The sequence below is a fragment of the Caulobacter sp. ErkDOM-C genome (assembly GCF_048541825.1).
In the GTDB taxonomy this organism is placed as follows: Bacteria; Pseudomonadota; Alphaproteobacteria; order Caulobacterales; family Caulobacteraceae; genus Caulobacter.
The window spans coordinates 3,028,931-3,054,395 of sequence record NZ_CP183332.1 but is presented as its reverse complement, the minus strand read 5'-3'; the positions used below and the strand labels follow the sequence as shown (position 1 = coordinate 3,054,395).

The 25,465-nt window shown below is 66.0% G+C and carries 19 protein-coding genes; 9 read left to right on the top strand and 10 right to left on the bottom strand.

From position 1 onward, the window contains the following. The first annotated feature begins 233 nt into the window (after positions 1 to 233). The gene (locus ACN2C8_RS14740) at positions 234 to 2,849 is read left to right on the top strand and encodes a TonB-dependent receptor (RefSeq protein ID WP_419262195.1); all 2,616 of its coding nucleotides are present in this window, start codon (positions 234 to 236) and stop codon (positions 2,847 to 2,849) included. Positions 2,850 to 2,973: 124 nt separating this feature from the next. On the opposite strand, the gene ACN2C8_RS14735 is transcribed toward ACN2C8_RS14740, so the two are convergent. Next, positions 2,974 to 5,106, bottom strand: a complete 2,133-nt coding sequence (locus ACN2C8_RS14735; RefSeq protein ID WP_419252719.1) for an alpha-galactosidase — start codon at positions 5,104 to 5,106, stop codon at positions 2,974 to 2,976. Between the two features lie 206 nt (positions 5,107 to 5,312). On the opposite strand from ACN2C8_RS14735, the gene ACN2C8_RS14730 reads away from it, so the two are divergent. The 5 genes from ACN2C8_RS14730 to glpK are packed head-to-tail and all read left to right on the top strand — an operon-like array spanning position 5,313 to position 13,154. Further along, on the top strand, positions 5,313 to 7,286 hold the full coding sequence (locus tag ACN2C8_RS14730; protein WP_419252717.1) for a beta-galactosidase: 1,974 nt from the start codon (positions 5,313 to 5,315) through the stop codon (positions 7,284 to 7,286). Next, entirely contained in the window at positions 7,283 to 8,635 is a 1,353-nt protein-coding gene (locus tag ACN2C8_RS14725) for an alpha/beta hydrolase family protein (RefSeq protein WP_419252715.1), read from the top strand. The genes ACN2C8_RS14730 and ACN2C8_RS14725 overlap by 4 nt, the downstream gene beginning before the upstream one ends. 23 nt (positions 8,636 to 8,658) lie before the next feature. Next, on the top strand, positions 8,659 to 10,098 hold the full coding sequence (locus ACN2C8_RS14720) for an SLC5 family protein (RefSeq protein ID WP_419252713.1): 1,440 nt from the start codon (positions 8,659 to 8,661) through the stop codon (positions 10,096 to 10,098). A 51-nt stretch (positions 10,099 to 10,149) separates the two neighbouring features. Beyond that, on the top strand, positions 10,150 to 11,655 hold the full coding sequence (gene glpD, locus ACN2C8_RS14715; protein ID WP_419252711.1) for a glycerol-3-phosphate dehydrogenase: 1,506 nt from the start codon (positions 10,150 to 10,152) through the stop codon (positions 11,653 to 11,655). A 2-nt stretch (positions 11,656 to 11,657) separates the two neighbouring features. Further along, entirely contained in the window at positions 11,658 to 13,154 is a 1,497-nt protein-coding gene (gene glpK / locus ACN2C8_RS14710) for a glycerol kinase GlpK (protein WP_419252709.1), read from the top strand. A 146-nt stretch (positions 13,155 to 13,300) separates the two neighbouring features. Here glpK and dgoD read toward each other — a convergent pair whose 3' ends face one another. The 3 genes from dgoD to ACN2C8_RS14695 form a co-directional block, all read right to left on the bottom strand. Beyond that, positions 13,301 to 14,485: a galactonate dehydratase gene (gene dgoD / locus ACN2C8_RS14705; RefSeq protein WP_419252707.1), complete on the bottom strand. Its 1,185-nt coding sequence runs from the start codon at positions 14,483 to 14,485 to the stop codon at positions 13,301 to 13,303. 489 nt (positions 14,486 to 14,974) lie between these two features. After that, complete coding sequence (locus tag ACN2C8_RS14700) at positions 14,975 to 15,727, bottom strand: hypothetical protein (protein WP_419252705.1); 753 nt, start codon at positions 15,725 to 15,727, stop codon at positions 14,975 to 14,977. Between the two features lie 8 nt (positions 15,728 to 15,735). Beyond that, entirely contained in the window at positions 15,736 to 16,680 is a 945-nt protein-coding gene (locus ACN2C8_RS14695; RefSeq protein ID WP_419252703.1) for an MBL fold metallo-hydrolase, read from the bottom strand. A gap of 80 nt (positions 16,681 to 16,760) precedes the next feature. On the opposite strand from ACN2C8_RS14695, the gene ACN2C8_RS14690 reads away from it, so the two are divergent. Next, positions 16,761 to 17,534, top strand: a complete 774-nt coding sequence (locus ACN2C8_RS14690) for a sulfite exporter TauE/SafE family protein (RefSeq protein WP_419252701.1) — start codon at positions 16,761 to 16,763, stop codon at positions 17,532 to 17,534. 123 nt (positions 17,535 to 17,657) lie between these two features. Here the strand turns inward: ACN2C8_RS14690 and ACN2C8_RS14685 are convergent, their stop codons facing one another. From ACN2C8_RS14685 to ACN2C8_RS14660, 6 genes are all read right to left on the bottom strand, one after another. Further along, positions 17,658 to 18,104, bottom strand: a complete 447-nt coding sequence (locus ACN2C8_RS14685; protein WP_419252699.1) for a DoxX family protein — start codon at positions 18,102 to 18,104, stop codon at positions 17,658 to 17,660. Between the two features lie 49 nt (positions 18,105 to 18,153). After that, a complete protein-coding gene (locus ACN2C8_RS14680; protein ID WP_419252697.1) occupies positions 18,154 to 18,489 on the bottom strand; it encodes an ArsR/SmtB family transcription factor in 336 nt (111 codons plus the stop codon). A gap of 133 nt (positions 18,490 to 18,622) precedes the next feature. Further along, on the bottom strand, positions 18,623 to 21,838 hold the full coding sequence (locus tag ACN2C8_RS14675; protein ID WP_419252695.1) for an efflux RND transporter permease subunit: 3,216 nt from the start codon (positions 21,836 to 21,838) through the stop codon (positions 18,623 to 18,625). Next, positions 21,835 to 22,869 carry an efflux RND transporter periplasmic adaptor subunit gene (locus ACN2C8_RS14670; RefSeq protein ID WP_419252693.1) on the bottom strand — a complete coding sequence of 345 codons (1,035 nt, stop codon included), beginning with the start codon at positions 22,867 to 22,869 and terminating at the stop codon, positions 21,835 to 21,837. Before ACN2C8_RS14670 ends, ACN2C8_RS14675 begins: the two co-directional genes overlap by 4 nt. Before the next feature lie 38 nt (positions 22,870 to 22,907). Continuing rightward, positions 22,908 to 23,234: a rhodanese-like domain-containing protein gene (locus tag ACN2C8_RS14665; protein WP_419252691.1), complete on the bottom strand. Its 327-nt coding sequence runs from the start codon at positions 23,232 to 23,234 to the stop codon at positions 22,908 to 22,910. Next, positions 23,234 to 23,566, bottom strand: a complete 333-nt coding sequence (locus tag ACN2C8_RS14660; protein WP_419252689.1) for an ArsR/SmtB family transcription factor — start codon at positions 23,564 to 23,566, stop codon at positions 23,234 to 23,236. The genes ACN2C8_RS14665 and ACN2C8_RS14660 overlap by 1 nt, the downstream gene beginning before the upstream one ends. A 153-nt stretch (positions 23,567 to 23,719) precedes the next feature. Here ACN2C8_RS14660 and ACN2C8_RS14655 point away from each other — a divergent pair, with 153 nt between their 5' ends. Both ACN2C8_RS14655 and ACN2C8_RS14650 read left to right on the top strand, forming a co-directional pair. Continuing rightward, positions 23,720 to 25,000, top strand: coding sequence for an NAD(P)/FAD-dependent oxidoreductase (locus ACN2C8_RS14655; RefSeq protein ID WP_419252687.1), 1,281 nt, complete (start codon positions 23,720 to 23,722; stop codon positions 24,998 to 25,000). Positions 25,001 to 25,017: 17 nt separating this feature from the next. Beyond that, the gene (locus tag ACN2C8_RS14650; protein WP_419252686.1) at positions 25,018 to 25,461 is read left to right on the top strand and encodes a thioredoxin domain-containing protein; all 444 of its coding nucleotides are present in this window, start codon (positions 25,018 to 25,020) and stop codon (positions 25,459 to 25,461) included. Positions 25,462 to 25,465 lie beyond the last annotated feature (4 nt).

Here is a 25,465-nt window from a genome sequence, read left to right as displayed (position 1 = left end):
ATTTTAATGACCGGTGCAGCCGGCATCTAGTGAGATCGCTCGTTCGGAAATGAAGCGATCAATTGCCTAATTGGGAGGGAAGTATGATCCGTACGGGACACGGAGCCCGCGTTCGCGCGCTTGGCTTTAAACTGATGATTGGCGCCAGTGCGAGCGCTCTGGGCTTTGTCGCTTTGGGTGGGGCTGCGGCCGCGCAATCCGCACCCAATGCTGATGTTGTCGATGAAATCGTCGTGACGGGTCTGCGCGCCAGCCTGACGCGCGCCATTGACGTCAAGCGCAACGCCGCCGTGATCGTCGACTCCATCGCCTCCGAAGATCTGGGCAAGTTCCCGGACAGCAACGTCGCCGAATCCCTGCAGCGGATCACCGGTGTCTCTATCGACCGCAGCGGCGGCGAGGGCCGTTTCGTCACGGTCCGCGGCTTTGGTCCGTCTTTCAACAACGTGCTGGTCAATGGTCGTACCCTGGCCACCGAAAATGCCGGCCGCCAGTTCAGCTTCGACCTTCTGGCCGCCGAGCTGATCTCCGGCGCGGACGTCTACAAGAGCAACAACGCCACACTTCAGGAAGGCGGCATCGGCTCGACGATCAACGTCAAGACCGCACGCCCGTTCGACATCCGTGACAGCAAGGCCATCCTGAGCGCCAAGGCCAGCTACGAGGACCTGTCGGGCAAGACGTCGCCGGACCTGTTCGGTCTGTTCTCGACCCGTCTGGCTGACGGTCGCGTTGGGGTGCTGGGTTCGGTTTCGTATCAAAAGCGCGAGGCGCGCGTCGATACGGTCGCGACCAACGGCTACTACAGGACCACGGCCGGCTCGGGCGCCGGGGCGATCGCCAATGTCCTGTTTCCGGCGAACTTCGACCAGATCTCCGACCAGCAGGATCGCGAACGCATCGGCGTGACCGGCACGGTCCAGTTCAAGGCCACCGACAGCCTGACCCTGTCGGCTGACGCGCTCTACAACAAGTTCACGGTCGACTCGACCGCCGACAGCGTGGGCCATTTCTTCTCGCCGGCCGACGTCAGCGCCATCACGCTGGACAGCAACCGGACGGTCACGGCGTTCTCGCAGAACGCGAACGGCCACACGGACTACATCAACCGGACCTTCAACCGGCCAACCAAGCTGCACGCCGTCGGGTTCAATGCCGACTGGAACCCGACCGACAAGATCAACGTCAAGCTGGATACGTCCTACTCGAAGGCCGAATCCAACAACGGCGGCAACGAGATCTTCGCCGTCATCGGCTTCGCCAATGCTGTGCAATACCAGAACAGCGGCAATGGCCTGCCCAACCTGACTGCGGCGAGGGGCTTTGTTGACCCGACTGTCGGCCGGGCCCACTTCGCGACGCGTGAAGGGTCCGACTTCGCCGAGACGGTGTACGAAACGCGCCTGGACGCAGTCTTCAGGACGGACTCCGAGGTCTTCACGGCCCTGCGCGTTGGCGGCATCTACACCGATCGCACCAAGGACAACACGCTGGTGCGATCGGACAACAACGTCGGCTGCGCCTATTGCGGCTATGGTATCGCGGTTCCCGCCGGCCTGCTCAAGCCGTTCAATCCGGGCAACTTCCTCGATGGCGAGGGCGGCAACTTCCCGCGCCAGTGGCTGTCATACGACTCTGAGGCCTATTTCAAGTTCCTTGAAACCAAGGCTGCAGGCGATCTCCAGGACGTCGCCGCCGGTCGCCCGCTTGGCGCAACCGCTGCTTACGTCGCCTCCAGGGGCGGCTACGTCGGCACAAAGCAACCGTCCGCCTACTCCGTTCACGAGAAGATCTCCGGCGGCTACGCCCAGGGCGATTTCGAGGCCATGATCGGTGGCCTGCCCTGGAGCGCTACGGTCGGCATGCGGTATGTCCACACCGAACTGACCTCGAGCGGTACGCAGCAAACCTTGCTGGATGTCCTGCCCATCGTCGGCGACAGCACAGCCTATACGGCGGTGTTTGCACCCACCTCCACGCCGACGTCCAAGACCACGACCTACAACAACTTCCTGCCGAGCCTGAACGTCAAGGTCGACGTGACGCCGGATCTGGTCGCCCGTTTCGCTGCGACCAAGACCCTGTCGCGGGCCAATCTGACCGACGTCGCACCGCGCATTGCCTTCACCAGCCTGCGTCCAGGCAATCTGGCGGCGGTTGGCGGCAACCCGGACCTGCGCCCCTTCAAGTCGACCAACTTCGACACCTCGCTGGAGTGGTACTATCAGGAGGCCGGCTTCGTGACCGTCGGCGCGTTCTACAAGCGTATCGACGACTTCATTCTCAACGGCCTGGCGACCGAGACCTTCTCGATCGCCAACGCCGCAGGCCTTTATCCCGGCGGGATCTTGCCGGTGCAGGTCCTGCGACCGCGCAACTCCCAGAGCGCGGACGTCTACGGTCTGGAGGTCGGCTTCCAGCATACCTTCGACTACCTGCCGGCGCCGTTCGACGGCCTGGGCGTGAGCGCCAACGCCACGATCGTTGACAGCAAGGCCAACCAGACTGCGGCCGGAACGCCGTTCGTGCTGGAAGGCCTGGGCGACAGCCAGAACCTGGTCGGCTTCTATGCCAAGGGCCCGATCGAGGTTCGCGTCGCCTACAACCATCGTGACGGCTTCATCAGCACCGCGTCCAATGGCACCGGCGGTGATCCGATCTTCACCAAGAGCCAGGGCCAGGTTGATTTCCAGGCTCGCTATGCCGTGTCGTCGAATTTCTCGGTGTTTGTGGAGGGGACCAACCTCAACGACGCCAAGACCGAGACGGTCGGCAAGTACGACAACCAGTTCCTGAGCCTGGTGGACACCGGCCCGCGCTACGCGGTCGGCCTCCGCGCCCAGTTCTAGCAGACCGGCCGGGAGCGGCTCGCCGCTTCCGGCCGCCCTCCAGCGCGTGCTTGTCGGCGCGCGTTCCTCACCTACCCTGCGCTGGGGCGGGCCTTCGCGGGCCCGCCCCTTTTTTTCGTCAGGATCAGTCGCGTCGCGACAGATGCAGAATGAAGCCGGTCTGGGGATGCAGGCGGGGGAGTTGCAGGCCAACGGCCATCAAGCTGCGACCATCAAGCTCCACGCCTTCGACAAGCGCCTGGGTCAGCGCCGAGCGCGCGGGCGGCGCGGACGGCCACACCAGCTTGACCGCGTAGCGCGCCTCGGCATCCAGGCCGGCCAGGCGAAGCCGTCCGGCGAAATAGGCGTCCTGTTCTCGGATCAGCGTGTAGGCGAACACCGCTTCTGAGCCGTCCTGGGCAACGATGCCGAACGCCGTCTCGTTGGCGGGCCGGTCGAGCCGGTGAAGGTCGCCGGAATGGATCAGGCCTCTCAGCTGCTTGTAGAGCGCCACGCCCTGAGCCAACTCGGCGCGCTCGTCAGGCGTCAGCGCCAGCAGGTTCGCCTCAATGCCGAAATGACCGAACAACGCGGTCGAGACCCGCGTCGCCATCGACACGCGGCGACCGGTGATGTGGCAGTCGGTCGGTCCGACATGGGCGCCCATCAGTTCGGCGGGAATGAACAGCGACGCCCCTTTCTGGATCGACAGGCGGTCCAGCGCGTCATTGCTGTCGGAGGTCCAGATCCGGTCGGTGCGCTCCAGGATCCCGAAGTCGGCGCGCCCACCGCCCGAGGCGCAGCTTTCGATCTCGACCTGCGGATGGGCAGCGCGCAGACGGTCGAGCAAGGCGTAGAGGCCCGCGACGTGGGCCTGCGCCCCGGCGCTGCCGTCGGCCCCGCCGGGATGGCTTAGGTCGCGGTTCATGTCCCATTTCAGATAGGCGATCGGGTGTTCGGTCAGCAGCGCATCGATCCGCCCGTAGAGATAGTCGCGCACCTCGGGTCGTCCGAAATCCAGCACCAGCTGGTTGCGGAACGACAGCTGCGGCGCGGGCGCACAGCTCAGAACCCATTCGGGGTGGGCGCGATAGAGATCGCTGTCGGGATTGACCATCTCCGGTTCGACCCACAGGCCAAACTCCATGCCGGCGGCCAAGACGCGGTCGACCAGGGGCTTGAGGCCCTGCGGATAGACGCTCTCGTCGACGAACCAGTCGCCCAGGCCGGCGGTGTCGTCGCGGCGGCCCTTGAACCACCCGTCGTCCAGCACGAACCGCTCGGCGCCGATCGCTGCCGCCGCCTCGACCAGCGGGAGCAGCCGCTTCTGGTCATGGTCGAAATAGACGGCCTCCCAAGTATTGTAATGCACCGGGCGCGGCTTGGTCCGCAGGCGCTGATGCTGGGGCCGAGCGCGCACCCAGGCGTGATAGGCCTGCGACATGCCGCTGAGCCCGGCATCGGAATAGGCGGCATAGAGTGCGGGGCTGACATAGTCGGTTCCGGGGGCCAGGCGGATCTCGCCCGGCATGAACAGCTCGCCCATCTGCACATAGGCGCGGGCGTCCGACAGGGTCTCGGCGACGATGCGATGATTGCCGCTGGCGCCAAGGTGGAAGCCATAGACCTCGCCCACGGCTTCGCCGCAGGGGGCGCATTCGACGATCAGGCCGGGGAAGGCGTCATGGGAGCTGCGACCACGGCGGTTCTCGCGCACCGTGGACCCTTGCCCCAGTGGGGTGCGGCGCATTTGGAACTCGCCCGACCACCGGCCATCCAGATTGATCAGATGGCTTGCCGACGGCGGCAGAGGCAGGGTCGGCGCGGCGCAGGCGTCGATCGTCAGGGCGGCGTCGCCCTCGTTGATGATCCGGGTCGTTGCAACCAGCACGTCCTGGTCGGGATACAGTTCCAGGCGGTGCGTCAGGACGATGGCGCTGTGGTCGTCACGCGACACGATCTCGACTGCGGACGGGTTGATCCAGTCGATGCGATCAAGGCGGGTGAAGGTGGCCCAGGCCTGGCCATCGCGATGCGCCAGCAGACCCGGCGCGCCCGGAAACCCCTGTCCCAGTAGGGGCGTCAGGGCCAGGGGCGCGGCGACGGCCGGCGAACAGGGCGCCGCGGCACGCGATGCCATCAGCACCAGCGACATCGGATCCAGACCGACCGAAAGCCTCGCGCCCCAGTGCAGGACGATCGGCGCATCACCTCGGCAATCGACGATCAGGGTTGTCGTCTTGCCGTCGAGTCGAACGAAGGGCGGGGAGCTGGACATCGGCAAACCCTGGAAAACGTGAAACGAAGGCGCGTCTTGGGAAAGGTCTGAGTTGACGCTTTCATTTTGTAGGATAAATGAGATGCAAGAGAAAGACGTCTGTGAAACCGGTCGTTACAAAGTGCGGATAGGTTTTGGCGTCCCTTGTGACGCCTAGGCCTTGGTGACGATCGATGTCGCGAAAAGCGACGCGTCGGGAGTGAGACATGCTGGGCGTTTGCTACTATCCGGAACAATGGCCGACCAGCCTTTGGCGCGAAGATGCGCGCAAGATGAAGGCTCTGGGCCTGACCTTTGTCCGGATCGGCGAGTTCGCCTGGTCGCGCTTTGAGCCGGAGCCCGGCGTCTACGACTTTGCCTGGTTCGACGAGATCATTGCGATCCTGACGGAGGCCGGGCTCAAGGTCGTCATCGGCACCCCGACGGCCACGCCGCCCAAGTGGCTGGTCGACCGTCACCCCGACATCCTGCCCGTCGATCCCTTGACCGGCCGCGTGCGCGGCTTCGGATCGCGCCGGCACTACGACTTTTCGAGCGAGACCTATCTGCGCGAGTGCGAACGGATCGTCCTGGCCCTGGCCGAGCGCTATGGCCAGCACCCCGGCGTCGCGGGCTGGCAGACCGACAACGAACTGAGCTGCCACGACACGACCCTGAGCGCCTCCCCGGCCGCCAAGGCGGCGTTCCAGGCCTGGTGCGCCGACCACTATGCCGACGTCGATGCGCTGAACACGGCCTGGGGCAATGTCTTCTGGTCGATGGAGTATCGCAGCTTCGACGAAATCGAACTGCCGGTCGGGGCCGTTACCGAGACCAGCCCGGCCCATCGCCTGGCCTATCGCCGCTTCTCGTCGGATCAGGTGGTGCGGTTCCACGACGCCCAGGTGAAGATCCTTCGCGCCCATTCTCCCGGCCGTTTCGTCACCCACAACTTCATCCCGATGAACGAGACCGGCGTCGACAACCACGCCGTGGCCGCCGATCTCGACTTTGCCAGCTACGACAATTACCCGCTGGGCCGCACCGACCTGCTGATGGCGCAGGAGCCGGCCGAGGTGTTTGCGCCCTACATGCGGACCGGTCATCCGGATTTCGGGACGTTCTTCTTCGACCAGACCCGGGGGCTGGCCCCCGGCGCCTTCTGGATCATGGAGCAGCAGCCCGGGCCTGTGAACTGGGCCAACCACAATCCCCGCCCCGCGCCGGGCATGGTGCGGCTGTGGACCTTGGAGGCCTTCGCCCACGGCGCCGGGGTGGTCAGCTATTTCCGCTGGCGGCAGGCCCCGTTCGCCCAGGAGCAGATGCACGCGGGCCTGCTGCGCCCCGACAGCAGCCAGGCTGCGGCCTGGCCGGAAGTCGAGGCGGTGATGCAGGATCTTGCAGTGCTGAACCTGGCCGATAAGCCCACCCAAAAGGCGCGGGTGGCGCTGGTGGTCGATGTCCAGGCCCAGTGGCTGGGCGAGATCGAGCGCCAGGGTCGCAGCTATGACTATACCCAGATCCTGCTGGACCATTATCGCGCCCTTCGCGCCCTGGGCCTGGACGTGGACTTCATCGCGCCGGACGGCGATGCCTCGGCCTATGCCCTGGTGGTGGCCCCGTCCCTGGCCATGCCGACGGCGCAGATCGTGGCAAACCTCACCTCCGGCAACGGCGTTGTGGTGTTTGGCCCGCGCTCCGGGGCCAAGACCCAGGACCTGACCCTGCCAGAGGGCCTGCCGCCGGGCGCCCTGCGCGACGTGCTGCCCATCAGGGTGCTGTCGGTCGAGACCCTGCGCCCCGATTGTCCCGGCGCGTTCAGCTGGCACGGTCGATCCTATGCCAGCACGATGTGGCGCGAGGAGATTGAGGTCGTGGCCGGGGCCGCCGGTGTGGACATCCTGGGTCACTATGAGGACGGCGCGCCCGCCATCGTGCGGTCGGGCCAGGCGATCTATCTGGCCAGCCTGACGGATCGCGCCTTCCTGACCGACTTCCTCGAAGGCCTTTGCCTTGAAGCGGGCGTTCCGGTCACGCGGCTGGCCGGCGATCTGCGCCTGCGTCGGCGCGGCGACCTGACCTTCGCCTTCAACTATGGCGCCGAGGCGATAGACGCACCGGCCCCGGCCAAGGCAGGCTTCGTGATCGGTGGACGACAGATCGCCCCCCGCGACCTCGCCGTCTGGAGAACCCCCGCATGACCCGTCTTCTGGGATCGCTTCTGATCCTGTGCCTGACCGCGCCGACAGCGGCGCTGGCCCAGTCCTCCCCTCTGGCCGACGCTCCCGCCCTGGCCGCCGCAGGCGACTACCCCGTGGGCGTGCATGCCCAGACCCTGGTTCATGCCGGTCAACCCGATCTGCTGGCCAGCGACCTGGCGAGCGGCAAGATCGCCCGCACCGACCGCGCCCTGCCCGTCACCCTTTGGTATCCGGCCGCCCGGCCCGCAGCCGATGCAGCGCCGGTGCGCTACACCATGCCTGACGAGCCCAAGGCCGGCGTCGCCCCCACCCAGGTGTTCTACAAGACCGGCACCGCTTTCCCGGACGCCAAACCCGTCCGGGGGCAGACCTTTCCGCTGGTCGTGATCTCGCATGGCTACCGCAACTGGGGCGCCAGCTTCAGCGACCTGGCCGAAAACCTCGCCTCCAAGGGCTATGTGGTGGCGGCGATCGACCACCAGGACCCGGAGCCCGCCACCCTGGCCGCGCCGCAGCTCTCGTTCGCCGTCACCCTGATCACCCGGGTGGCTGACCAGCGGTTCGTGATCAGCGAATTGGCGCGTCGCGCCGACCAAGGCCTGCTGAAGGGGGTCTATGACGCCGGCAAGGTGGGACTGATCGGCTATTCGATGGGGGGCTTTGGCGCCCTGGCCACGGTCGGGGCCGGCTTTGACGCCCAGGGTCCGCTCTACAAGCTGGTGCCGGGCGAGCTGCTGAAGCCCTTCACGACCCTGGACCCCAGCTTCGAGGCCGGCCTGCCCAAGGGCGTCAAGGCCATGGTCGGCCTGGCCCCCTGGGGCGGCGCGCCGCCGCTGCGGGCGTGGAGCGCCCAGAGCCTGGCCGGCGTTAAGACGCCCAGCCTGCTGATCGTCGGCGACCACGACGATGTCAGCGGCTATGCCGAAGGCGTGGCCTGGATCTATGACGCCCTGCGCGGCGCCGATCGCCATCTGCTGGTCTATGCCAATGCCCGCCACAACATCGCCCGCGACGGTACGCCCCCGAGCCTGACCGGCCAGTTCCAGTCCGTGGAACGCTATGAAGAGCCGGTGTGGCGCCGCGACCGGATCCTGGCGATCAACCGTCACTTCATCACCGCCTTCCTCGATGCCAACCTGAAGGGTGACCCCGGCAAGGGCGCCTATCTGACCGTGCCGACGCCCGAGTCCGGCAAGGGCGCCTGGCCCCTGGCCCAGGGCGCGTCGGTCGGCGCGCAGACCGCGATCCCGGGCGACGCCGCCACCGCCGGCTACTGGCCTGGTTTCCAGCGTCGCTGGGCCCTGGGCCTGACCCTGCGCCACGACACGCCTGAACCCACAAAACAATAATAAGAACCGGAAACGCCCAAGCCATGCACCTGCAAATGACGCAAGCCTGGATCGCGATGGGGCTTACCGCCCTGATCGGCCTGATCACCTATCTGAAATGCCGGGGGCAGGGGCGCGGCGCTGAAGGCGGTAACCGGGAGTTCTTCCTGGCGGGGGGCGGCCTGTCCTGGATCTTCGTCGCCGGTTCAATCACGATCACCAATCTCAGCACCGACCAACTGGTGGGAATGAACGGCAACCAGATGGCCCTGCTGGTCTGGTGGGAGCTGTCGGCCGTCGTCGGTCTCAGCATCCTGGCCTGGGTGTTCCTGCCCATCTACTATCGGAACAACTGCACGACGGTCACCGAGCTTCTGGAGAAGAAATACGGTCACGTCGGCATCCGTTCGACGATCGCCACCATCTTTCTGGTCGGCAACCTCGTCATCTACCAGCCGATCACGCTCTACACCGGCGCGCTGATGATGAAGTCCATGTTCGGGCTGGAGATCCCGATCATCGTGCTGGCCGCCGGCTTCGCCGTCGCCGGCTCGCTCTACGCCATCTTCGGCGGGCTGCGCGCCGTGGCCGTGACCGACACCTACAGCGGCATACTCCTGCTCGCGATGTGCATGCTCGTGGTCTTCCTGTCGTTGAAGGCTATCGGCTTCGACTTCAGCGGCATCCCGCCCGAGCGCCTGAGCTTGATCGGCGGCAATGACTCCCCGATCCCATGGCACACCCTTCTGACCGGGATGATCTTCATCCAGATGTTCTACTGGTCGACCAACCAGACGATCACCCAGCGCGCCATGGCCGCGCCGAACCTTAAGGAAGCCCAAAAAGGCGTGTTCGCCGCAACCGTCGTTCGCCTGCTGATTGTCCCGCCGATGGTCGTGATCCCCGGCATCGTCTCCTACAAGCTGTTCGGGCATCTGGGCGACGCGGCCTATGGCAAGATCGTCTGGCACGTTCTGCCCAACTGGATGTCGGGCATCTTCGCCGCGGCCATCGCCTCGGCGGTGGTGGCCCACTTCGCCAGCGTGCTGAACTCTTCAGCGGCGCTCTATGTCTGCGACATCCACGAAAAGTACATCGACCCCAAGCCCGATGTGCCGCGCCTGAGCATGTGGGCCAGCATCGGTTTCGTGGTGCTCTCGCTGGTGCTGGTGCCGGTCTATGACGACGCCGAGAGCATCATCAACCTGGTGCAGAAGTTGAACGGCCTGACCAGCATGCCTGTGCTGTCGGTGTTCATCGTTGGCCTGCTGTTCCGCAATGTCGACGCCCGCGCAGCGATCGCCGGCCTGGTATTCGGCGTATGCCTCTACGCGATCTTCAGCTTCGGCTGGGCGCCCCTTCACTACATCCACATGATGTTCATCACCCTTTGGACCACGGTCGCCTTTGCGCTGACCCTCAACCGCTGGGTCTTCGGCAAAAAGGCCGAGTTCATCTTCGCTCGCAAGGCAGCCGCCGCCTGAGGCCCGCCGACGGACGCGCGTTCAGTAAGCCTCTCGGAAGATAGTGAGACGATGACCACGGATATCCTTCATGACCTCGTGGTCATCGGCGGCGGCGTCAACGGCTGCGGCGTGGCCCGAGACGCGGCCGGGCGCGGCGCCGCGGTGGTGCTGTTCGAGCAGGGCGACCTGGCTGGCGCGACCTCGTCGGCCTCGACCAAGCTGATCCACGGCGGCCTGCGCTATCTTGAGCAATACGAGTTCCGGCTGGTCAGAGAGTCGCTGATGGAGCGTGAGGTGTTGTGGGCAATAGCCCCCCACCTCATCCAGCCGCTGCGGTTTATCCTGCCGCATCACAAGGGCCTGCGGCCGCGCTGGATGCTGCGCGTGGGCCTCTTCCTGTACGACCATCTGGGCGGCCGCAAGCGGCTGCCCGCGACCCGCAGTCTTGACCTGCGACGCGATCCCGCCGGCGCGTCGCTGAACGCGCGCTTCACCCATGCCTTCGAATACTCCGACTGCTGGGTCGATGACGCCCGCCTCGTCACCCTTAATGCACTGGACGCGGCCGAGCGCGGCGCGACGATCCATACGGGCGCGCGGGTCATCGCGGTCAACCGCTTGGCGGATCACTGGCGCGTCACGGCGACGACGACGGCTGGCGAAACCATCACCGTCAGCGCTCGCGCCCTCGTCAACGCCGCCGGCCCCTGGGTCGAGCGGCTGGTCGGACTTTCGGGCCTGACGGCTCCGGCCGACGTACGGCTGGTGCGAGGCAGCCACATCGTCACGCGCAAGCTGTTCGACCACGACAGGGCCTACATCTTCCAGAACGGCGACGGCCGGATCATCTTTGCTATCCCCTACGAGCACGACTTCACCCTGATCGGCACCACCGACGTGGACCATCTCGGCGATCCCAAGGACGTCACCGCCACCGACGAGGAAGTCGCCTATCTTTGCGCGGCGGCCAGCGAGTACTTCAAGGCTCCGATCCAGCCCACCGACGTCGTCTGGCGCTACGCCGGCGTCCGCCCCTTGCTGGACGACGGCGCCTCCGATGCCCAGGAAGCCACGCGCGACTATGTGCTGAGCCTCGACGCCCCCAAGGGCGCCGCGCCGGGCCTCAGCGTGTTTGGCGGCAAGATCACAACCTATCGCCGGCTGAGCGAGGCGGTTCTGAATGAGATCGGACCCTACATGGGCTTCGACCTGGGCCCGGCCTGGACCCGCGCGTCACCCCTGCCGGGGGGCGACCTGTCGGGCCAGGACCTGGACGCGTTCATCGCCGGCCTCGCCACGCCCTATCCCTTCCTGAAGCCGCTGACGCGCCGTCGGATGGCCAAGGCCTATGGCTCGCGGATCGCCGACATGCTCGGCGACGCTACCAGCCTGGCGGACCTCGGCCAGCATTTCGGGGCCGATCTCTACGAGCGCGAAGTGCGCTACCTGATCGCCGTCGAGTGGGCTCGCAAGGCCGAGGACGTGCTGTGGCGCAGGAGCAAGCTGGGACTTCGCCTCGACGCCGATCAGACGGCTGCGCTCGATCTGTTCATGCGGACCGCCAGCAACCTCTGACCATGACCAAGCCTATTCTCGTCATCGACCAGGGCACCACCTCGTCGCGCGCCATCCTGTTCTCGCCTCGGCTCGAGATCATCGCCACGGCGCAGCGCGAGTTTCCCCAGCATTTCCCGGGCTCGGGATGGGTCGAGCATGACCCGGAGGATCTCTGGTCTTCGGTGCTAGAGGTGATCCGCGAGGTGCTGGCAAAGACCGGAACAGCGCCGGACGCGGTCTCGGCCATCGGCCTGACCAACCAGCGCGAGACCGTGGTGATCTGGGACCGGGCCACCGGCTTGCCGATCCACAACGCCATTGTCTGGCAGGACCGCCGCACCGCCGACCTCTGCGAGCGCCTGCGCGCCGACGGGCACGAGCCGGAGATCGCCAGGCGGTCGGGCCTTCTGATTGATCCCTATTTCTCGGCGACGAAGATCGCCTGGATCCTCGACAACGTGCCCGGCGCCCGCGCGCGCGCCGAGGCCGGCGACCTGGCCTGTGGCACGGTCGATAGCTTTCTGCTCTGGCGGCTGACCGGCGGGGCGGTGCACGCCACCGACGCGACCAACGCCTCGCGCACCCAGCTATTGAACATCCATACGGGCGTCTGGGACGAGACCTTGCTGGCGCTTTTCCACGTCCCGGCTGCGCTCCTGCCCGAGGTTCGCGACAGCGCCGGCGACTTTGGCGAAACCCTGCACGACGTACTGGGCGCCGTGATCCCGATCCGAGGTGTGGCGGGCGATCAGCAAGCCGCGCTGGTGGGACAGGCCTGTTTCTCGCCGGGCATGGTCAAGGCGACCTACGGCACGGGATGCTTTGTCCTGCTCAACACCGGCCAGCGTCCAGTGGTGTCGCGCCATCGCCTGCTGACGACGATCGCCTACCAGCTGGATGGCCAGCGAACCTATGCGCTGGAGGGGTCGATCTTCATCGCGGGCGCCGCGCTGCAGTGGCTGCGCGACGGGCTGGGCGTGATCGCCAAGGCCGAGAACGCCGACGCGATGGCCAGCCAGGCCGCTGCCGATCCGGGGCTCTATATGGTGCCGGCCTTCGTCGGCTTGGCTGCACCCGACTGGCGGCCGGACGCGCGCGGCGCGATCTTCGGCCTGACCCGCGCCACCGGCCCCAACGACCTGGTCCGCGCTGCGCTGGAGAGCGTGTGCTTTCAGACTCGCGACCTGATCGAGGCCATGGCCGCCGAGGATATCCATGCGGCGTGGTCGATCCGGCTGCGTGTCGACGGCGGCATGAGCGCCTCGGACTGGATGCTGCAGTACCTCGCCGACATCCTCGACAAGACGATCGATCGGCCGCAAGTCCGTGAGGCGACCGCCCTTGGCGCGGCTTGGCTGGCCAGGCGCGGGTCTGATGACGCGCTGGCGAGCGAGGATTTCTGGCGACTGGACCGCGCGTTCTCGCGCCGAATGGACAAGGCCGCCGGCGCGGCCCGGATCCAGGGCTGGCGCCGCGCCGTCGCCGCCGTCATCTCGCTGACCGAACCCCAGCCCTGACGGCCTTGGCTAGAGCTTGGCCAGGCGACCACAGTCGACGGCCAGAGCGACGCCATTGACGAACCGGGCGTTATCCGAAGCCAGGCCGATGCCGCTCAAGTCGCCGGTCGTGACGACTCGGCAGTCCTGGAACCGTCAGTCCGCCGTCACCACTCGCGGAAGCTACCGTCCTGGCCCCGCCAGATCGGGTTTCGCCACGACGGCGCGTCCTTGGCCGCCTCGCGCACCATGTCTTCGTCGATCTCGACGCCAAGGCCCGGACCCGAGAGAGCGGCGACCATGCCGTCGTGCACCTCGAACACCTCGGGGTTGCGCATGTAGCTGAGCAGGTCGTGTCCGACGTTATAGTGGATGCCCAGGGACATTTCCTGGATCACGAAGTTGGGCGTGGTCAGGGCCAGTTGCATGCAGGCCGCCAAGGCCATTGGTCCCAGCGGGCAGTGCGGCGCCACGCCCACGTCATAGGCCTCGGCCATGGCGGCGATGCGCTTGCACTCGGAAAGGCCACCCGCGTGGCTCAGGTCAGGCTGGATCACGTCCACGGCGGCCGCTTCCAGGAAGGGCTTGAAATCCCAACGGCTATAGAGGCGTTCCCCAAGGGCGATCGGCAGGCTGGTGAGCCGCGACAGCTGGACGATGGCCTCGACATTCTCCGACAGCAACGGCTCCTCGATGAACAGCGGCCGCAGCGGCTCTAGCGCCGCGATCAGTTGCTTGGCCATCGGCTTGTGCAGGCGGCCGTGGAAGTCCACCGCCACGTCAAGGCCTTGCGCCTTGACTGCGGCCACGCGCTCCAGCGCGTCATCGAACGCTTGCGCGCTGTCGAGCCACCCCATCTCGCCGGTAGCGTTCATCTTCACGGCCTTGAAGCCTTGGGCCAGTCGGGCCTGGGCCGCCTCGACGACCTCGTCGGGCCGATCGCCGCCGATCCAGGCATAGACCGGAACCCGGTCGCGAACGCGACCGCCAAGCAGTTGCCAGACCGGCACGCCCAGGCGTCGCCCCTTGATGTCCCACAGCGCCTGATCCAGGCCCGACAGGGCCGACATCAGCACCGGTCCGCCACGGTAGAAACCGCCGCGATAGGCCACTTGCCAGATGTCCTCGATATTGTCGGCATCGGCGCCGATGAAGCGCTCGCGCAGCGAGGCGAAGGCGCCGTCCACGGCTTCGGCGTGCCCCTCGAGACTCGCCTCTCCCCAGCCGACCGCGCCGTCATGGGTCTCAACCCGGACGAACAGCCAGCGCGGTGGCACGATGAACGTCTCGATCCGCGCGATCCGGGTCGGGCCTGCGCCGGCTATGAGTTCTCCGAAGCGTCCCCCCGTCATCGACGATCCGCCGAGTATCTGGCGCAGCGCGGGCAAGACCGCATCGAAAAGCTCCCAATAAAGCAGCGCCCAGCGCTCGCCGGGGTATCTCACCCTAGCTAGGTCGGGCGTCGCCTGATCGTCAAATGATTTATCATATTAATCTTGGAATACGGACGCGTTCTCAGGATGAAGCGTAGCCTGGGTCGCCGCGAATAAAAGTGATTTCGGCGCGCTCACCGCTGCTGCCGGCAACAGCCGCTCGAACGGGTTTTGCTGTGCGGCATGGCTGGTTCGCGACAAGAAACTGGCGGTGCTGTCAGTCTAACCCCAACTTGTCTCCACTGGGCGCGATTATGGCACATACATTATCACCACGAGGCGGATCACCTCGGGCGAGCTGTTGAAGTAGCGGAATGGGCTGGTCATCTCAGCAAGCTAGCGATCGATCACCCTGTCAGCAATTTGCTCTGACAGCACCCTTTTGAGCGATTTGAGAGCCAATGACCGTCAGAGGCCTGCACGGATAGTAATCTTCTGCTCGGTGACGCCGGCATTAGCAGTCTTGTCGTCCGTGGCAACGATCCGCAGAGCGTATCGACCGGGCGCCACATTGGGCACGGACGCAGCGTATTCACCCGTTCGACCCGTGAAGTCGAGCGGAAGGTTGGCGATAACGTCGCGTCCCTTCGTCAGTCGCGCCTCAACCTTGTAGTTGGCGGCATCCCAAAGACCGCCTGCCTCAATGGGACAGCCGCACATCAGGGCGATTTTCGCCGTGATGGTCACGGCGCCCCCAGGCGCCCTTGACGCGCTCGGCTCGACCACAAGACCCGGCAGAGTGAGGATCCATCCGTCGCCTAAGATGTCACGACCCGGGATGATCCACAGGTTAGAGGCTGTGTGACTGGAAGACCCTGGCTTGCCCATCGGCCCTGTCGCCTCGGCGCGCACCAGGGTGGGTTGCTTGAGGTCCAGGACCGCCTCGAAGCCGGCGGTCGCAGCGTCGGTCACGCTTTCACCCCGTGTTCTGGGCGTGCGCATGATCTGCTTGGTGTCGCCCGTTCCGCCCTTGGTCAGGCCCTTGGCCAGAACCGCGCCGGTGCGCGCGTCCTTCAGGGTGATCGCAACTCCGCCCATGTTGTCGCCAATGAACTTGGCGTCGAGAGCCTGGGCACGGACCATAACGTGCGTCGGCTCAGCCCGAGCAATGAGGGGCGCTGCGATCACGAGCACTGCGGTGAAGGCGAGAAGCTCGGTCATGGCGCTCATCAAACTGCGTTGAGAGGGATCTTCAGATAACGCACACCATTAGCCTCCGGCTCGGGAAGGTGGCCGCCGCGCATGTTCACCTGGACGGACGGCAAGATCAGCCTGGGCATGTCTAGGGTTCGATCGCGCGCTTCGCGCAGGGCCACGAACTCAGCTTGGCTGACACCTTCGTGGACATGGACATTCTCGCGGCGCTGTGCGCCGATCGTGGTCTCCCAGGCAAAGGCGTCGCGGCCCGGAGCCTTGTAATCGTGACATAGGAAGACGCGAGTCTCGTCAGGGAGCGCCAGCAGGCGCTGGATTGAGGCAAAGAGAGTCGCCGCATCGCCACCAGGAAAGTCGCAACGCGCCGTGCCGTAATCGGGCATGAACATGGTGTCGCCCACGAAGATGGCGTCGCCGATGACATAGGCCATGCAGGCCGGCGTGTGGCCAGGCACGTGCAGGGCGATGGCCTGCAATCCGCCAATAGAGAACAGCTCCCCATCCTGGAACAGATGATCGAACTGCCGGCCATCGTGGGCAAAGTCTTGTCCGGCGTTGAACAGGTTCCCAAACGTCTCTTGAACGCGAACGATCTTCTCGCCGATCGCCAGACGGCCGCCCAGAGCGTTTTGTAGGTAGGGCGCGGCGGACAGGTGGTCGGCGTGGGCGTGGGTCTCCAATTGCCAGACGACCTCCAGCCCCTGGTCCCGGACATCGGCGATCACGGCGTCGGCCGACCGCTCGTTGGTCCGGCCGGCGGCGGCATCATAGTCCAGGACGCTGTCGATGATGGCGCAGGCCGATGAATCGGGATCACGAACCACATAGCTGACCGTAAACGTCGCCTCGTCGAAGAAGGCTTTCACCTGAGGTCTTGAGCCGGGCGAGGCCAGCGCCTGCTGGATGATCGACGTCGCCTTGGTCAAGGCGGCGTCGTTTACGGAGATCGGCTCGCGCATCACAAACCCTTGGGCTTTGGTATCGACAAACCAGTTATATGCGAATATGTGAATATACAAGTCCTATTGGGTAGGCCCCGATGTCCCTGTTCATGATCGTTTCGGCCTTGATGAGCGGCGCGCTCGTCGGCGCGCTGTTAGGCCTGTTCGGCGGGGGCGGGTCAGTGCTGGCCACCCCGCTCCTGCTCTATGTGGTCGGCATCCACGATCCGCACGTAGCCATCGGCACCTCGGCCGCGGCGGTTGCGGTCAATGCTGGAATAAACCTAGTGGGCCATGGCCGGGGAGGGCGGGTCAAATGGCCTTGCGCGACCGTCTTCGCCGGCGCTGGTTTGATCGGGTCCTTCGTCGGCTCCACCTTGGCCAAGGCGGTCGATGGACAGCGCCTGCTGTTGTGGTTCGCTGTCGCGATGGCGACAATCGCGCTATCGATGATGCGTCGCCCCAAGTCCCAGGGCGACCCCCTGGTCCATATCAGCCCGGGCCTGATGCTGAAGCTCGCGCCCCTAGGTGTGCTGACGGGCCTGGCGGCGGGGTTCTTCGGGATCGGCGGCGGGTTCCTGATCGTGCCGGGACTTATGGCAGCGACCGGGATGACTCTGGCCAATGCCACGGCCTCGTCCTTGCTGTCGGTGTCGCTGTTTGGAGCGGCGACCTCGCTGAACTACGCCGCCTCGGGTCTGATCAACTGGCCTGTCGCGGGACTTTTCGTTCTGGGCGGCTTGGCGGGCGGCGCCATGGGTGTCAGGGGTGCGGGGCTACTGGCGGCGCACGCGCTGCTGGCGCGCCGGCTGTTTGCAGGCCTGGTGTTGACCGTCGCGGCCTATGTCGCCTGGAAAGCCCTGCAGGCTTGAGGTCTCGGCGCGGGCCTTGATTGGCGTTGCCCGCACCCGGGCGGATGGGTTTTGACTCACGGCAGAGCCCTCGGCAGGCGCTCTCAGGGCGCCGGCCTTGAACACTGGATGTATCCTCGCACCTCAAAGCCGGGAGATCGTCCGACCGTGAGGACTTGGCATGATGGCGGTGGAGCGCTTGCGCCTAAGCCCGTCCAGGGAGATCTGGCCGCCACCCCGCACATAGATCAGAAAAAGCGCGCCCAATATGGCGAGGCTTTCGAGCAGGGGCGCGGCGGAACCGGACGCGAGGCTTGTCGTTCCGGCGCCGGGTAGGGTGGTCACGCTCCAGATCACCAGCAGCAGCAGCGCCGAAAGTCGCGTCCACAGGCCCGCAGCGAGACTTCCGCCCAAAACAACCAGGCTCGCGCCGGTCAGTCCCGCGGTCGGCTCGCTACCCTCGCCTGCCAAGGCCAAGTGTCCAACGCCCACGCCGATGACCGCCAGGCCGACCAACCCCCTGAAAACAGGATCGGCCGATAGCGCCATCCAGCGCGGACGCGGCAGGGCGTCATTGAGTACGGTCAGCATTTTAGGTCTCCCCTGGACGATGCGACCAGGCGGTGACAACGCTTGACGGTCAGGCTCGGGCCTCGCCGCGGTAAACGTCGCAAAGGGTTTCCAGCACGCGCATCGCGGCCGGATCGTCCAGTCGGTAGAAGATGGTCTGAGCCTCGCGCCGGGTGGCTACCAAGCCCTCGGCCCGCATCTTGGCTAGATGCTGCGAGGTCGCCGACTGGGCCAGTCCGACGTGGATCGCCAAATCGCCGACCGAAGCCTCGCCGTCGATCAGACGGCAGAGGATCAACAGGCGTTGCTCGCTGGCCAGAAGCTTGAGAAGCCGCGCCGCAGAATGGGCGCTGGCCGCCAGGTCCTGAACGTCGTCCGTAGGTGTGATGGAGGCAGGTTTGCTCATATGCCTAATGTAGAAGATACGAATTAAGGTTCAAGCTTGAGCGATGGCGCCTTGATGTCGCGACCATTTCCACCGAGCGACCAAGGCGGCGCGCCGAACGCCGAAGGGGTGGGACTGCGGACGCTAAGCCCAATCATTTCGGCGTTTCTGCAGCAAAGTGCCGATCATCGTCGCGCAGCACGACGTAGATGGCCGGAATGACCAGTACGGTCAGCACCGTCGATGAGGCCAGGCCAAACAGCAGTGAGATCGCCAGGCCCTGGAAGATCGGATCGAACAGGATCACCGCAGCGCCGATCATGGCGGCCAGGGCCGTGAGCACGATCGGCTTGAAGCGGATCGCTCCGGCCTCAAGCAAGACCTCGCGCAGCGGCCGATCGCCGGTCTGGCTGTGGCGGATGAAGTCGACCAGAAGGATCGAGTTGCGCACGATAATCCCGGCCAAGGCGATGAAGCCGATCATCGAGGTGGCGCTGAACGGGGCCTTGAACAGGATATGCCCGATGACGATGCCGACCAGGGTCAGGGGGATCGGCGTCAGGATCACCAGGGGCAGGCGGAAGCTCTTGAACTGGGCGACGACCAGCACGTAGATTCCCAGGATCGCCACCCCGAAGGCGGCGCCCATGTCGCGGAAGGTCACCCAGGTGATCTCCCACTCGCCGTCCCAAAGCACCGTGGGCTTGCTCTCGTCCGTAGGCTGGCCGTTCATGCGGATGTCGGGCTTTGGCAGATCGCCCCAGTCGGCCGCCTTGATCGCCTTGTCGACCGCCATCATGCCGTAGATTGGCGCCTCATAGGCCCCGGCCAGTTCGGCCATGACCATGTCCACGTCGCGGCCGTCGCGGCGGAAGACGTGGGTCGAGCCGGCTTCCTGGGTGGCGGTGACCACCTCGCCCAGCGCCACCAGTCGCCCGCCCTGGCTCTGGGCCACGGGCAGGGCGGCAAGGCCTTCGCCCCAGCTTCGCGCGGACTGTGGCAGCCGAACCGAGATTTCCAGCGGATCACGGCCTTCGCCGCGATGGGCGTAGCCGACCACCTGACCGCCGAAGGCCGCGCCGATCGAGTCGAGCACCTCGCGGTCATTGACCTTCAGGGCCTCAAGGCGATCGCGGTCGGGAACCAGGCGCAAGCCCGGCCTCGGCTGACCATAGCTGTCGTCAATGTCGACAATATAGGGCACGGCCTTGAAGGCCGCCTTGACCCGTTCGGCCACGGCGCGCCGCGTCTGGGCGTCGGGACCATAGATCTCGGCCAGCAGAGTCGCCATCACGGGCGGTCCTGGCGGGGCCTCGACCACCTTGATCGACGCGCCGGCCGGTAGGGCTACCTTGGCCAGCCGCTCGCGCAGATCCAGGGCGATGACGTGGCTAGACCGTTTTCGGTGGCTCTTTTCGGCCAGGGAAACCGACAGATCGCCTTGGTCGGGACGGTTGCGCAGGTAGTAGTGGCGCACCAGGCCATTGAAGTTGAACGGCGAGGCGGTTCCCGCATAGGCGTCGATCGCCGTGACTTCCGGCAGGGTGCGGGTGACCACCGCCGCGTCGGACAGGGCCCGGGCCGTAGCCTCCAGCGAGGTTCCCTCCGGCATGTCCAGCACGACCTGCAGCTCGGACTTGTTGTCGAACGGCAGCAGCTTGACCGTCACGGTCTTGGTGGCGAACATCGCGCCGGCCAGCACGGTCGCCAGTCCCACGGCGATGAGGAAGGTCCAGGCGCTGGCGCGCGTGGCGATCACGCGACCGGCGACCTGGCGATACAGCGCGCCCAGCTTTCCCTCGCCACCATGGCCTCCGCCGTGGCCGTCTGAGGCCAGGGTCTTGCGGGCGAAGCGCACCATCAGCCAGGGCGCGATGACCACGGCGACGAAGAATGAGAACACCATGGCCGCTGAGGCGTTGACGGGGATCGGGGCCATGTAGGGGCCCATCAGGCCCGAGACGAACAGCATGGGCAGCAGGGCCGAAACCACCGTCAGGGTGGCGACCACGGTGGGGTTGCCCACCTCGGCCACTGCGTCGACTGCAGCGTCGATCCGGCTGCGGCCATCGTTCATGGCCCAGTGGCGGGCGATGTTCTCGATCATGACGATGGCGTCGTCGACTAGGATGCCGATCGAGAAGATCAGGGCGAACAGGCTGACCCGGTTGATCGTGTAGCCCATCAGGTTGGAGGCGAAGAGAGTCAGCAGGATGGTCGTTGGAATGACCACGGCGGTGACCGCCGCCTCCCGCCAGCCGATGGCCAGGCCGATCAGCACCACGATCGAAAGTGTCGCCAGTCCCAGGTGGAACAAAAGCTCGTTGGCCTTTTCGTTGGCCGTCGCGCCGTAGTCGCGGGTCACGGCGACATCCAGGCTATCGGGCAGCAGCGTGCCCTTCAGGGCCTCGACGCGGGCGAGGACGGCCTGAGAGACGACGACCGCATTGGCGCCCTTGCGCTTGGCGATGGCCAGGCTGGCTGCGGGCGCCTGGCTCCAGCCACCGTCGACGCGGGCATAACGCCAGGCGCGGGCCTGATCCTCGCGTGGGCCCTGGATCACATCGGCGACATCGCGGACATAGACCGCCTGGCCGCTGGCCGAGGGCACGGCCAGCAGGCCAATCTCCGTGCTGCTGGTCAGGCTGCGGCCGGCTGTGACGTCGATCGCCTGGCCGCCGCCGCGGATCTGGCCGGCAGGAAAGGCGCGGGTGGCCTGGCGAACGGTGTCCATCAAGGCGCCGAGCGACACGCCGTGCTCGGCCAAGCGCGCCGGGTCTGGGGCGATGCGGATTTCCTCCGGGCGTCCGCCGACGATGAAGGTCAGGCCGACATTATCGACCTTGGCGACTTCCGTCCGCAGCTTGCCGGCCAGTTCATAGAGCGCTTGGTCGCTCCATTGTCCTGCTGCGCCGGCCTTGGGCGACAGGGTCAGCACCAGGCTGGGCACATCATTGATCCCGCGCGTCTGGATCAGGGGCTCGGCGATGCCGGCCGGGATGCGATCGTAGTTGGCGCGGACCTTTTCGTGGATCCGAACGGCGGCAGAGTCCGGATCGACCCCCACCTTGAAGCGGGCCGTGACCATCACCTGGTGGTCGTCGGCGAAGGTGTAGACGTGCTCGACGTCGGCGACGCTCTTGACGATGGTCTCCAGCGGCTTGCCGACCAGTTCGATCGCGTCCGGCGCGCGCAGGCCGGGCGCCGAAACCATGATATCGACCATCGGCACGCTGATCTGGGGCTCCTCCTCTCGGGGGATCGAGATCAGGGCCAAAAGGCCGACGGCGATCGCCGCCAGCAGGATCAGCGGTGTCAGCGGCGACGTGATCGACGCCTTGGTCAGGCGCCCTGAAAGGCCCAGGTTCATCGGGCGCCCTCCGCCGGAGTGAGGACGTCGCCGAGGCGCAGGCCAGACAGGATTTCTAGGGTGTCGGCGGTTGCGCCGGCTCGGGTCTGGATGGGGGACTCTGAGATCGCGCCATTGGCGTCGACAAGTCGCGCATAGTCCACGCCAAAGCGGGTGGCGACGTAGCGCCGGGGAATGACGATCGCCTGGCGCTCGCCGATCTTGATCGCTGCGCGCACGCGCTGGCCGATCAGATCACTGGGCAGGTTCGGCGCGGTGACGTCGGCGGTGACTTGGCCGCTGGTGATCGACGGATAGATCTGGATGATCGACCCCCGTGCGGCAATTCCTCGAAGGTCCTCGGCGGCGAGATCGACGAGGTCGCCAACCTTCAGGTTTCGCGCCTGCCCCTCGGGCAACTCAATGCGCACGACCAGGGGGCCGGCGGTGATCCTTGCGACCGACTGGCCGGGCATCACCACAGAGCCGACCGGTACGTCGGCCACCAGGACTCTGCCCGAAGCGGGCGCCAGGATCGCGCCTTGGGCGCCCAGTTCGGCGCTGGCACCACGCTGGGCGCGGGCCGCTGTCAGGTTGGCATTGGCGGCCTTGGCCTGGGTCTCAACCTGATCCAGGCGGGCCTGAGCATAGATCCCGTGAGAGAAGAGATCGCGCGTGCGGGCCAGATCGGCCTGGGCGCGGGAGGCCTCGGCTGCGGCGGCGGCGACCTGGGCGTCGAACGCGCCGGTCTGCAGGGTCAGCCGGTCGTCTTTCACGCGGCCAATGAGTTGCCCCTGGCGGACGACATCGCCCTCCTTGACGCTCAGGGCGACCAGGGTTCCGGAGATCCGCGCCCGGGCCTCGGCCATGTCACGGGTCGTCAGGGTCGCTGGGACCGGCTTGAGGTCAGCCACAGTCTGGGCCCGGACGGTCAGGCGGCCCGCCGCCGGCGCCAACTTGGCCGCAGGCGGCGCAGTTTCCTCGGGCTCGCCGCAGGCGCTGAGCAGCAAGGCTGCTCCCAAGGCGCTGATCAGAAATGGCCGTGCCGTCATGGCGTCCCCTCCAGGTGTTCGGGTCGTGCTTTGGTCGATTAGCGGACGGTCGGCAGGCCGGCGGCCTTCCAGGCCGCGATGCCGCCGGTCAGGTGCGTGTCGATGACGAGGCCCGCCTTCTGGCAATGATCAACCGCCGTAGCCGAGCGCTTGCCCGAACCGCACTGCAGCACCAGCGTCTTGCCTTCGGCGTGTGGCAGGGCTTTGGGATCAAAGCTGGAGAGGGGAACATTGACCGCGCCGGAGATGCGTTCGGCGGCGAACTCGGCCGGCTCGCGCACGTCGACCAGCAGGATTTCCTGGGCGTCGAGGGCGGTCTTAACCTGATCGGCGGTGAGGTCTTTGGTCTTGGGCGATCCGAACATCAGTGGGTCTCCTTGAAAAGGGCAGGTCCTGGGACCGCGCAGAACAGATGGGACAAGGTTTCGACCAGCGCGCGGGCCTGACCGCTGCGAAGGCCGTAGTAAATGGTCTGTCCATCGCGCCTCGCGGCCACCACGCCGTCGCGGCGCAACAGGCCCAGATGCTGCGAGGCTAGGGTCTCGCGAACGCCCAGGCCCTGGGCGAGCGCGCCCACCGATTGCTCGCCGTCGACCAGCGCGCAGACGATCATCAGCCGATGGGGATTGGCCAGCGCCTTGAGCAGGGCGCAGGCGTCGTCCGCGGAAGCCTTGAGGGCGGCAGGATCAAAATTCATAGTTGCGTATATGCGACTTTACGAATATCTAGTCAAGCGTCGACAGGATGACGCTACCCCGAAGGCTCGGGCTCAAACGTGATCCTGATCAAGGTCAACCGAATGAAGCGGGGCCAATCTCGGCCCAAATCCACGGCGTTGAGGAGCAAGATCATGGGCAAGCCGCGCATCGTCATTCTGGGCGCCGGACTGGGCGGCGCCATCGCCGCCTTCGAGATCAAGCAAGCCGTGGGCGACAAGGCCGTTGTCGAGGTGGTCTCGCAGGGCGATACCTTCCACTTCGTGCCTTCAAATCCGTGGGTCGCCGTGCATTGGCGCAAGCGCGAGGCCATTGAGGTCAAGCTGCCGCCGGTGTTCAAGAAACGTGGCATCGCCTTTAGGGGCGTCGGCGCGGCCAAGGTTATGCCTGAGCGCAATCAGCTTGAACTGATGGACGGCGGACTGCTCGACTACGACTATCTGGTCATCGCCACGGGGCCGGAGTTGGCCTTTGACGAGATCCCCGGCCTTGGCCCGCACGGCGGCTTCACCCAGTCGATCTGCCACGTCGATCACGCCGAGACGGCGGCGGCCGCCTTCGACCGCTTCGTGGAAAACCCCGGCCCGATCGTGGTCGGCGCGGTGCAGGGCGCTTCGTGCTTTGGCCCGGCCTATGAGTTCGCCCTGATCCTCGACACCGAACTGCGCCGCCGCAAGGTGCGCGACCGCGTGCCGATGACCTTTGTTACCTCCGAGCCCTATGTCGGCCATCTGGGCCTGGACGGAGTGGGCGACACCAAGGGCCTGCTGGAAAGCGAAATGCGCCAGCGCCATATCAAGTGGATCACCAACGCCAAGGTCGCTTCGGTCGAAGCCGGATTAATGCACGTTGAAGAGATCGCCGATGACGGCGCCGTCAAGGCGACACACGATCTGCCCTTCTCCTACTCGATGATGCTGCCGGCCTTCCGGGGCGTATCCGCCGTGAGGGGTGTGGAGGGGCTTACCAACCCGCGCGGCTTCATCCTGGTCGACAAGCACCAGCGCAATCCGACCTATCCGAACGTCATGGCCCTGGGTGTGTGTGTTGCCATCGCTCCGACCGGCAAGACGCCGGTGCCTGTCGGCGTACCCAAGACCGGCTTCATGATCGAGAGCATGGTCACGGCCATCGCCCATAATCTCAAAGAGATCCTCAACGGCCAGCCCGCTACCCATGAGGCGACCTGGAACGCCATCTGCCTGGCCGATTTCGGCGACGGCGGTGTGGTGTTCATCGCCCAGCCCCAGATTCCGCCGCGCAACGTCAACTGGTCGGCCAGCGGCAAGTGGGTCCACCTGGCCAAGGTCGGCTTCGAGAAATACTTCCTGGCCAAGGTCAAACGTGGCGAGAGCGAGCCCTTCTACGAGAAGCTCGCCCTGGACGTCATGGGCATCCACAAGATCAAGCCCTGAGGGCGAAAGGCAGTGTGATGCGGCAGCTTGTTTGCCCCGCCTGTGGCGCGACCAATCGCGCCCCGGAAGACAAGAACGCTTTAGCGGCCAAGTGCGGCCGCTGCGGCGAGCGCCTGTTCTCCGGCGCTCCGACCGAGGTGAGCGGCGCGCAACTGGCAGCCCACGCCGGCAAGACCCGCGGCGTCGCTGTCCTCGTCGATGTCTGGGCGCCCTGGTGCGGACCTTGCCGATCCATGGCCCCTCAGTTCGCCGCTGCGGCCGCCCGGCTTGAGCCGGACGTAAGGCTGCTGAAACTCAATTCCGAGGCCGAACCTCAGGCCGCCGGGGCGCTCGGCGTCTCGGGTATTCCGGCCCTGCTGCTCTATCGGGACGGCGCCGTCATCGCGCGGTCCGCTGGCCTGATGAGCACGGCGCAAATCGTCGCCTGGACGCACCAGGCTCTGGCCCAGGCAAACGCCTGAGCCG

Bases quoted from the DNA above. Each gene is read 5' to 3' on its own strand.
- ACN2C8_RS14675 (WP_419252695.1), bottom strand. From the start codon at position 21,838: ATGAACCTGGGCCTTTCAGGGCGCCTGACCAAGGCGTCGATCACGTCG.
- ACN2C8_RS14720 (WP_419252713.1), top strand. From the start codon at position 8,659: ATGCACCTGCAAATGACGCAAGCCTGGATCGCGATGGGGCTTACCGCC.
- ACN2C8_RS14680 (WP_419252697.1), bottom strand. From the start codon at position 18,489: ATGAGCAAACCTGCCTCCATCACACCTACGGACGACGTTCAGGACCTG.
- ACN2C8_RS14665 (WP_419252691.1), bottom strand. From the start codon at position 23,234: ATGTTCGGATCGCCCAAGACCAAAGACCTCACCGCCGATCAGGTTAAG.
- dgoD (WP_419252707.1), bottom strand. From the start codon at position 14,485: ATGACGGGGGGACGCTTCGGAGAACTCATAGCCGGCGCAGGCCCGACC.
- ACN2C8_RS14695 (WP_419252703.1), bottom strand. From the start codon at position 16,680: ATGCGCGAGCCGATCTCCGTAAACGACGCCGCCTTGACCAAGGCGACG.
- ACN2C8_RS14670 (WP_419252693.1), bottom strand. From the start codon at position 22,869: ATGACGGCACGGCCATTTCTGATCAGCGCCTTGGGAGCAGCCTTGCTG.
- ACN2C8_RS14685 (WP_419252699.1), bottom strand. From the start codon at position 18,104: ATGCTGACCGTACTCAATGACGCCCTGCCGCGTCCGCGCTGGATGGCG.
- glpD (WP_419252711.1), top strand. From the start codon at position 10,150: ATGACCACGGATATCCTTCATGACCTCGTGGTCATCGGCGGCGGCGTC.
- ACN2C8_RS14725 (WP_419252715.1), top strand. From the start codon at position 7,283: ATGACCCGTCTTCTGGGATCGCTTCTGATCCTGTGCCTGACCGCGCCG.
- ACN2C8_RS14660 (WP_419252689.1), bottom strand. From the start codon at position 23,566: ATGAATTTTGATCCTGCCGCCCTCAAGGCTTCCGCGGACGACGCCTGC.
- ACN2C8_RS14650 (WP_419252686.1), top strand. From the start codon at position 25,018: ATGCGGCAGCTTGTTTGCCCCGCCTGTGGCGCGACCAATCGCGCCCCG.
- ACN2C8_RS14730 (WP_419252717.1), top strand. From the start codon at position 5,313: ATGCTGGGCGTTTGCTACTATCCGGAACAATGGCCGACCAGCCTTTGG.
- ACN2C8_RS14700 (WP_419252705.1), bottom strand. From the start codon at position 15,727: ATGACCGAGCTTCTCGCCTTCACCGCAGTGCTCGTGATCGCAGCGCCC.
- ACN2C8_RS14690 (WP_419252701.1), top strand. From the start codon at position 16,761: ATGTCCCTGTTCATGATCGTTTCGGCCTTGATGAGCGGCGCGCTCGTC.
- ACN2C8_RS14655 (WP_419252687.1), top strand. From the start codon at position 23,720: ATGGGCAAGCCGCGCATCGTCATTCTGGGCGCCGGACTGGGCGGCGCC.
- glpK (WP_419252709.1), top strand. From the start codon at position 11,658: ATGACCAAGCCTATTCTCGTCATCGACCAGGGCACCACCTCGTCGCGC.
- ACN2C8_RS14735 (WP_419252719.1), bottom strand. From the start codon at position 5,106: ATGTCCAGCTCCCCGCCCTTCGTTCGACTCGACGGCAAGACGACAACC.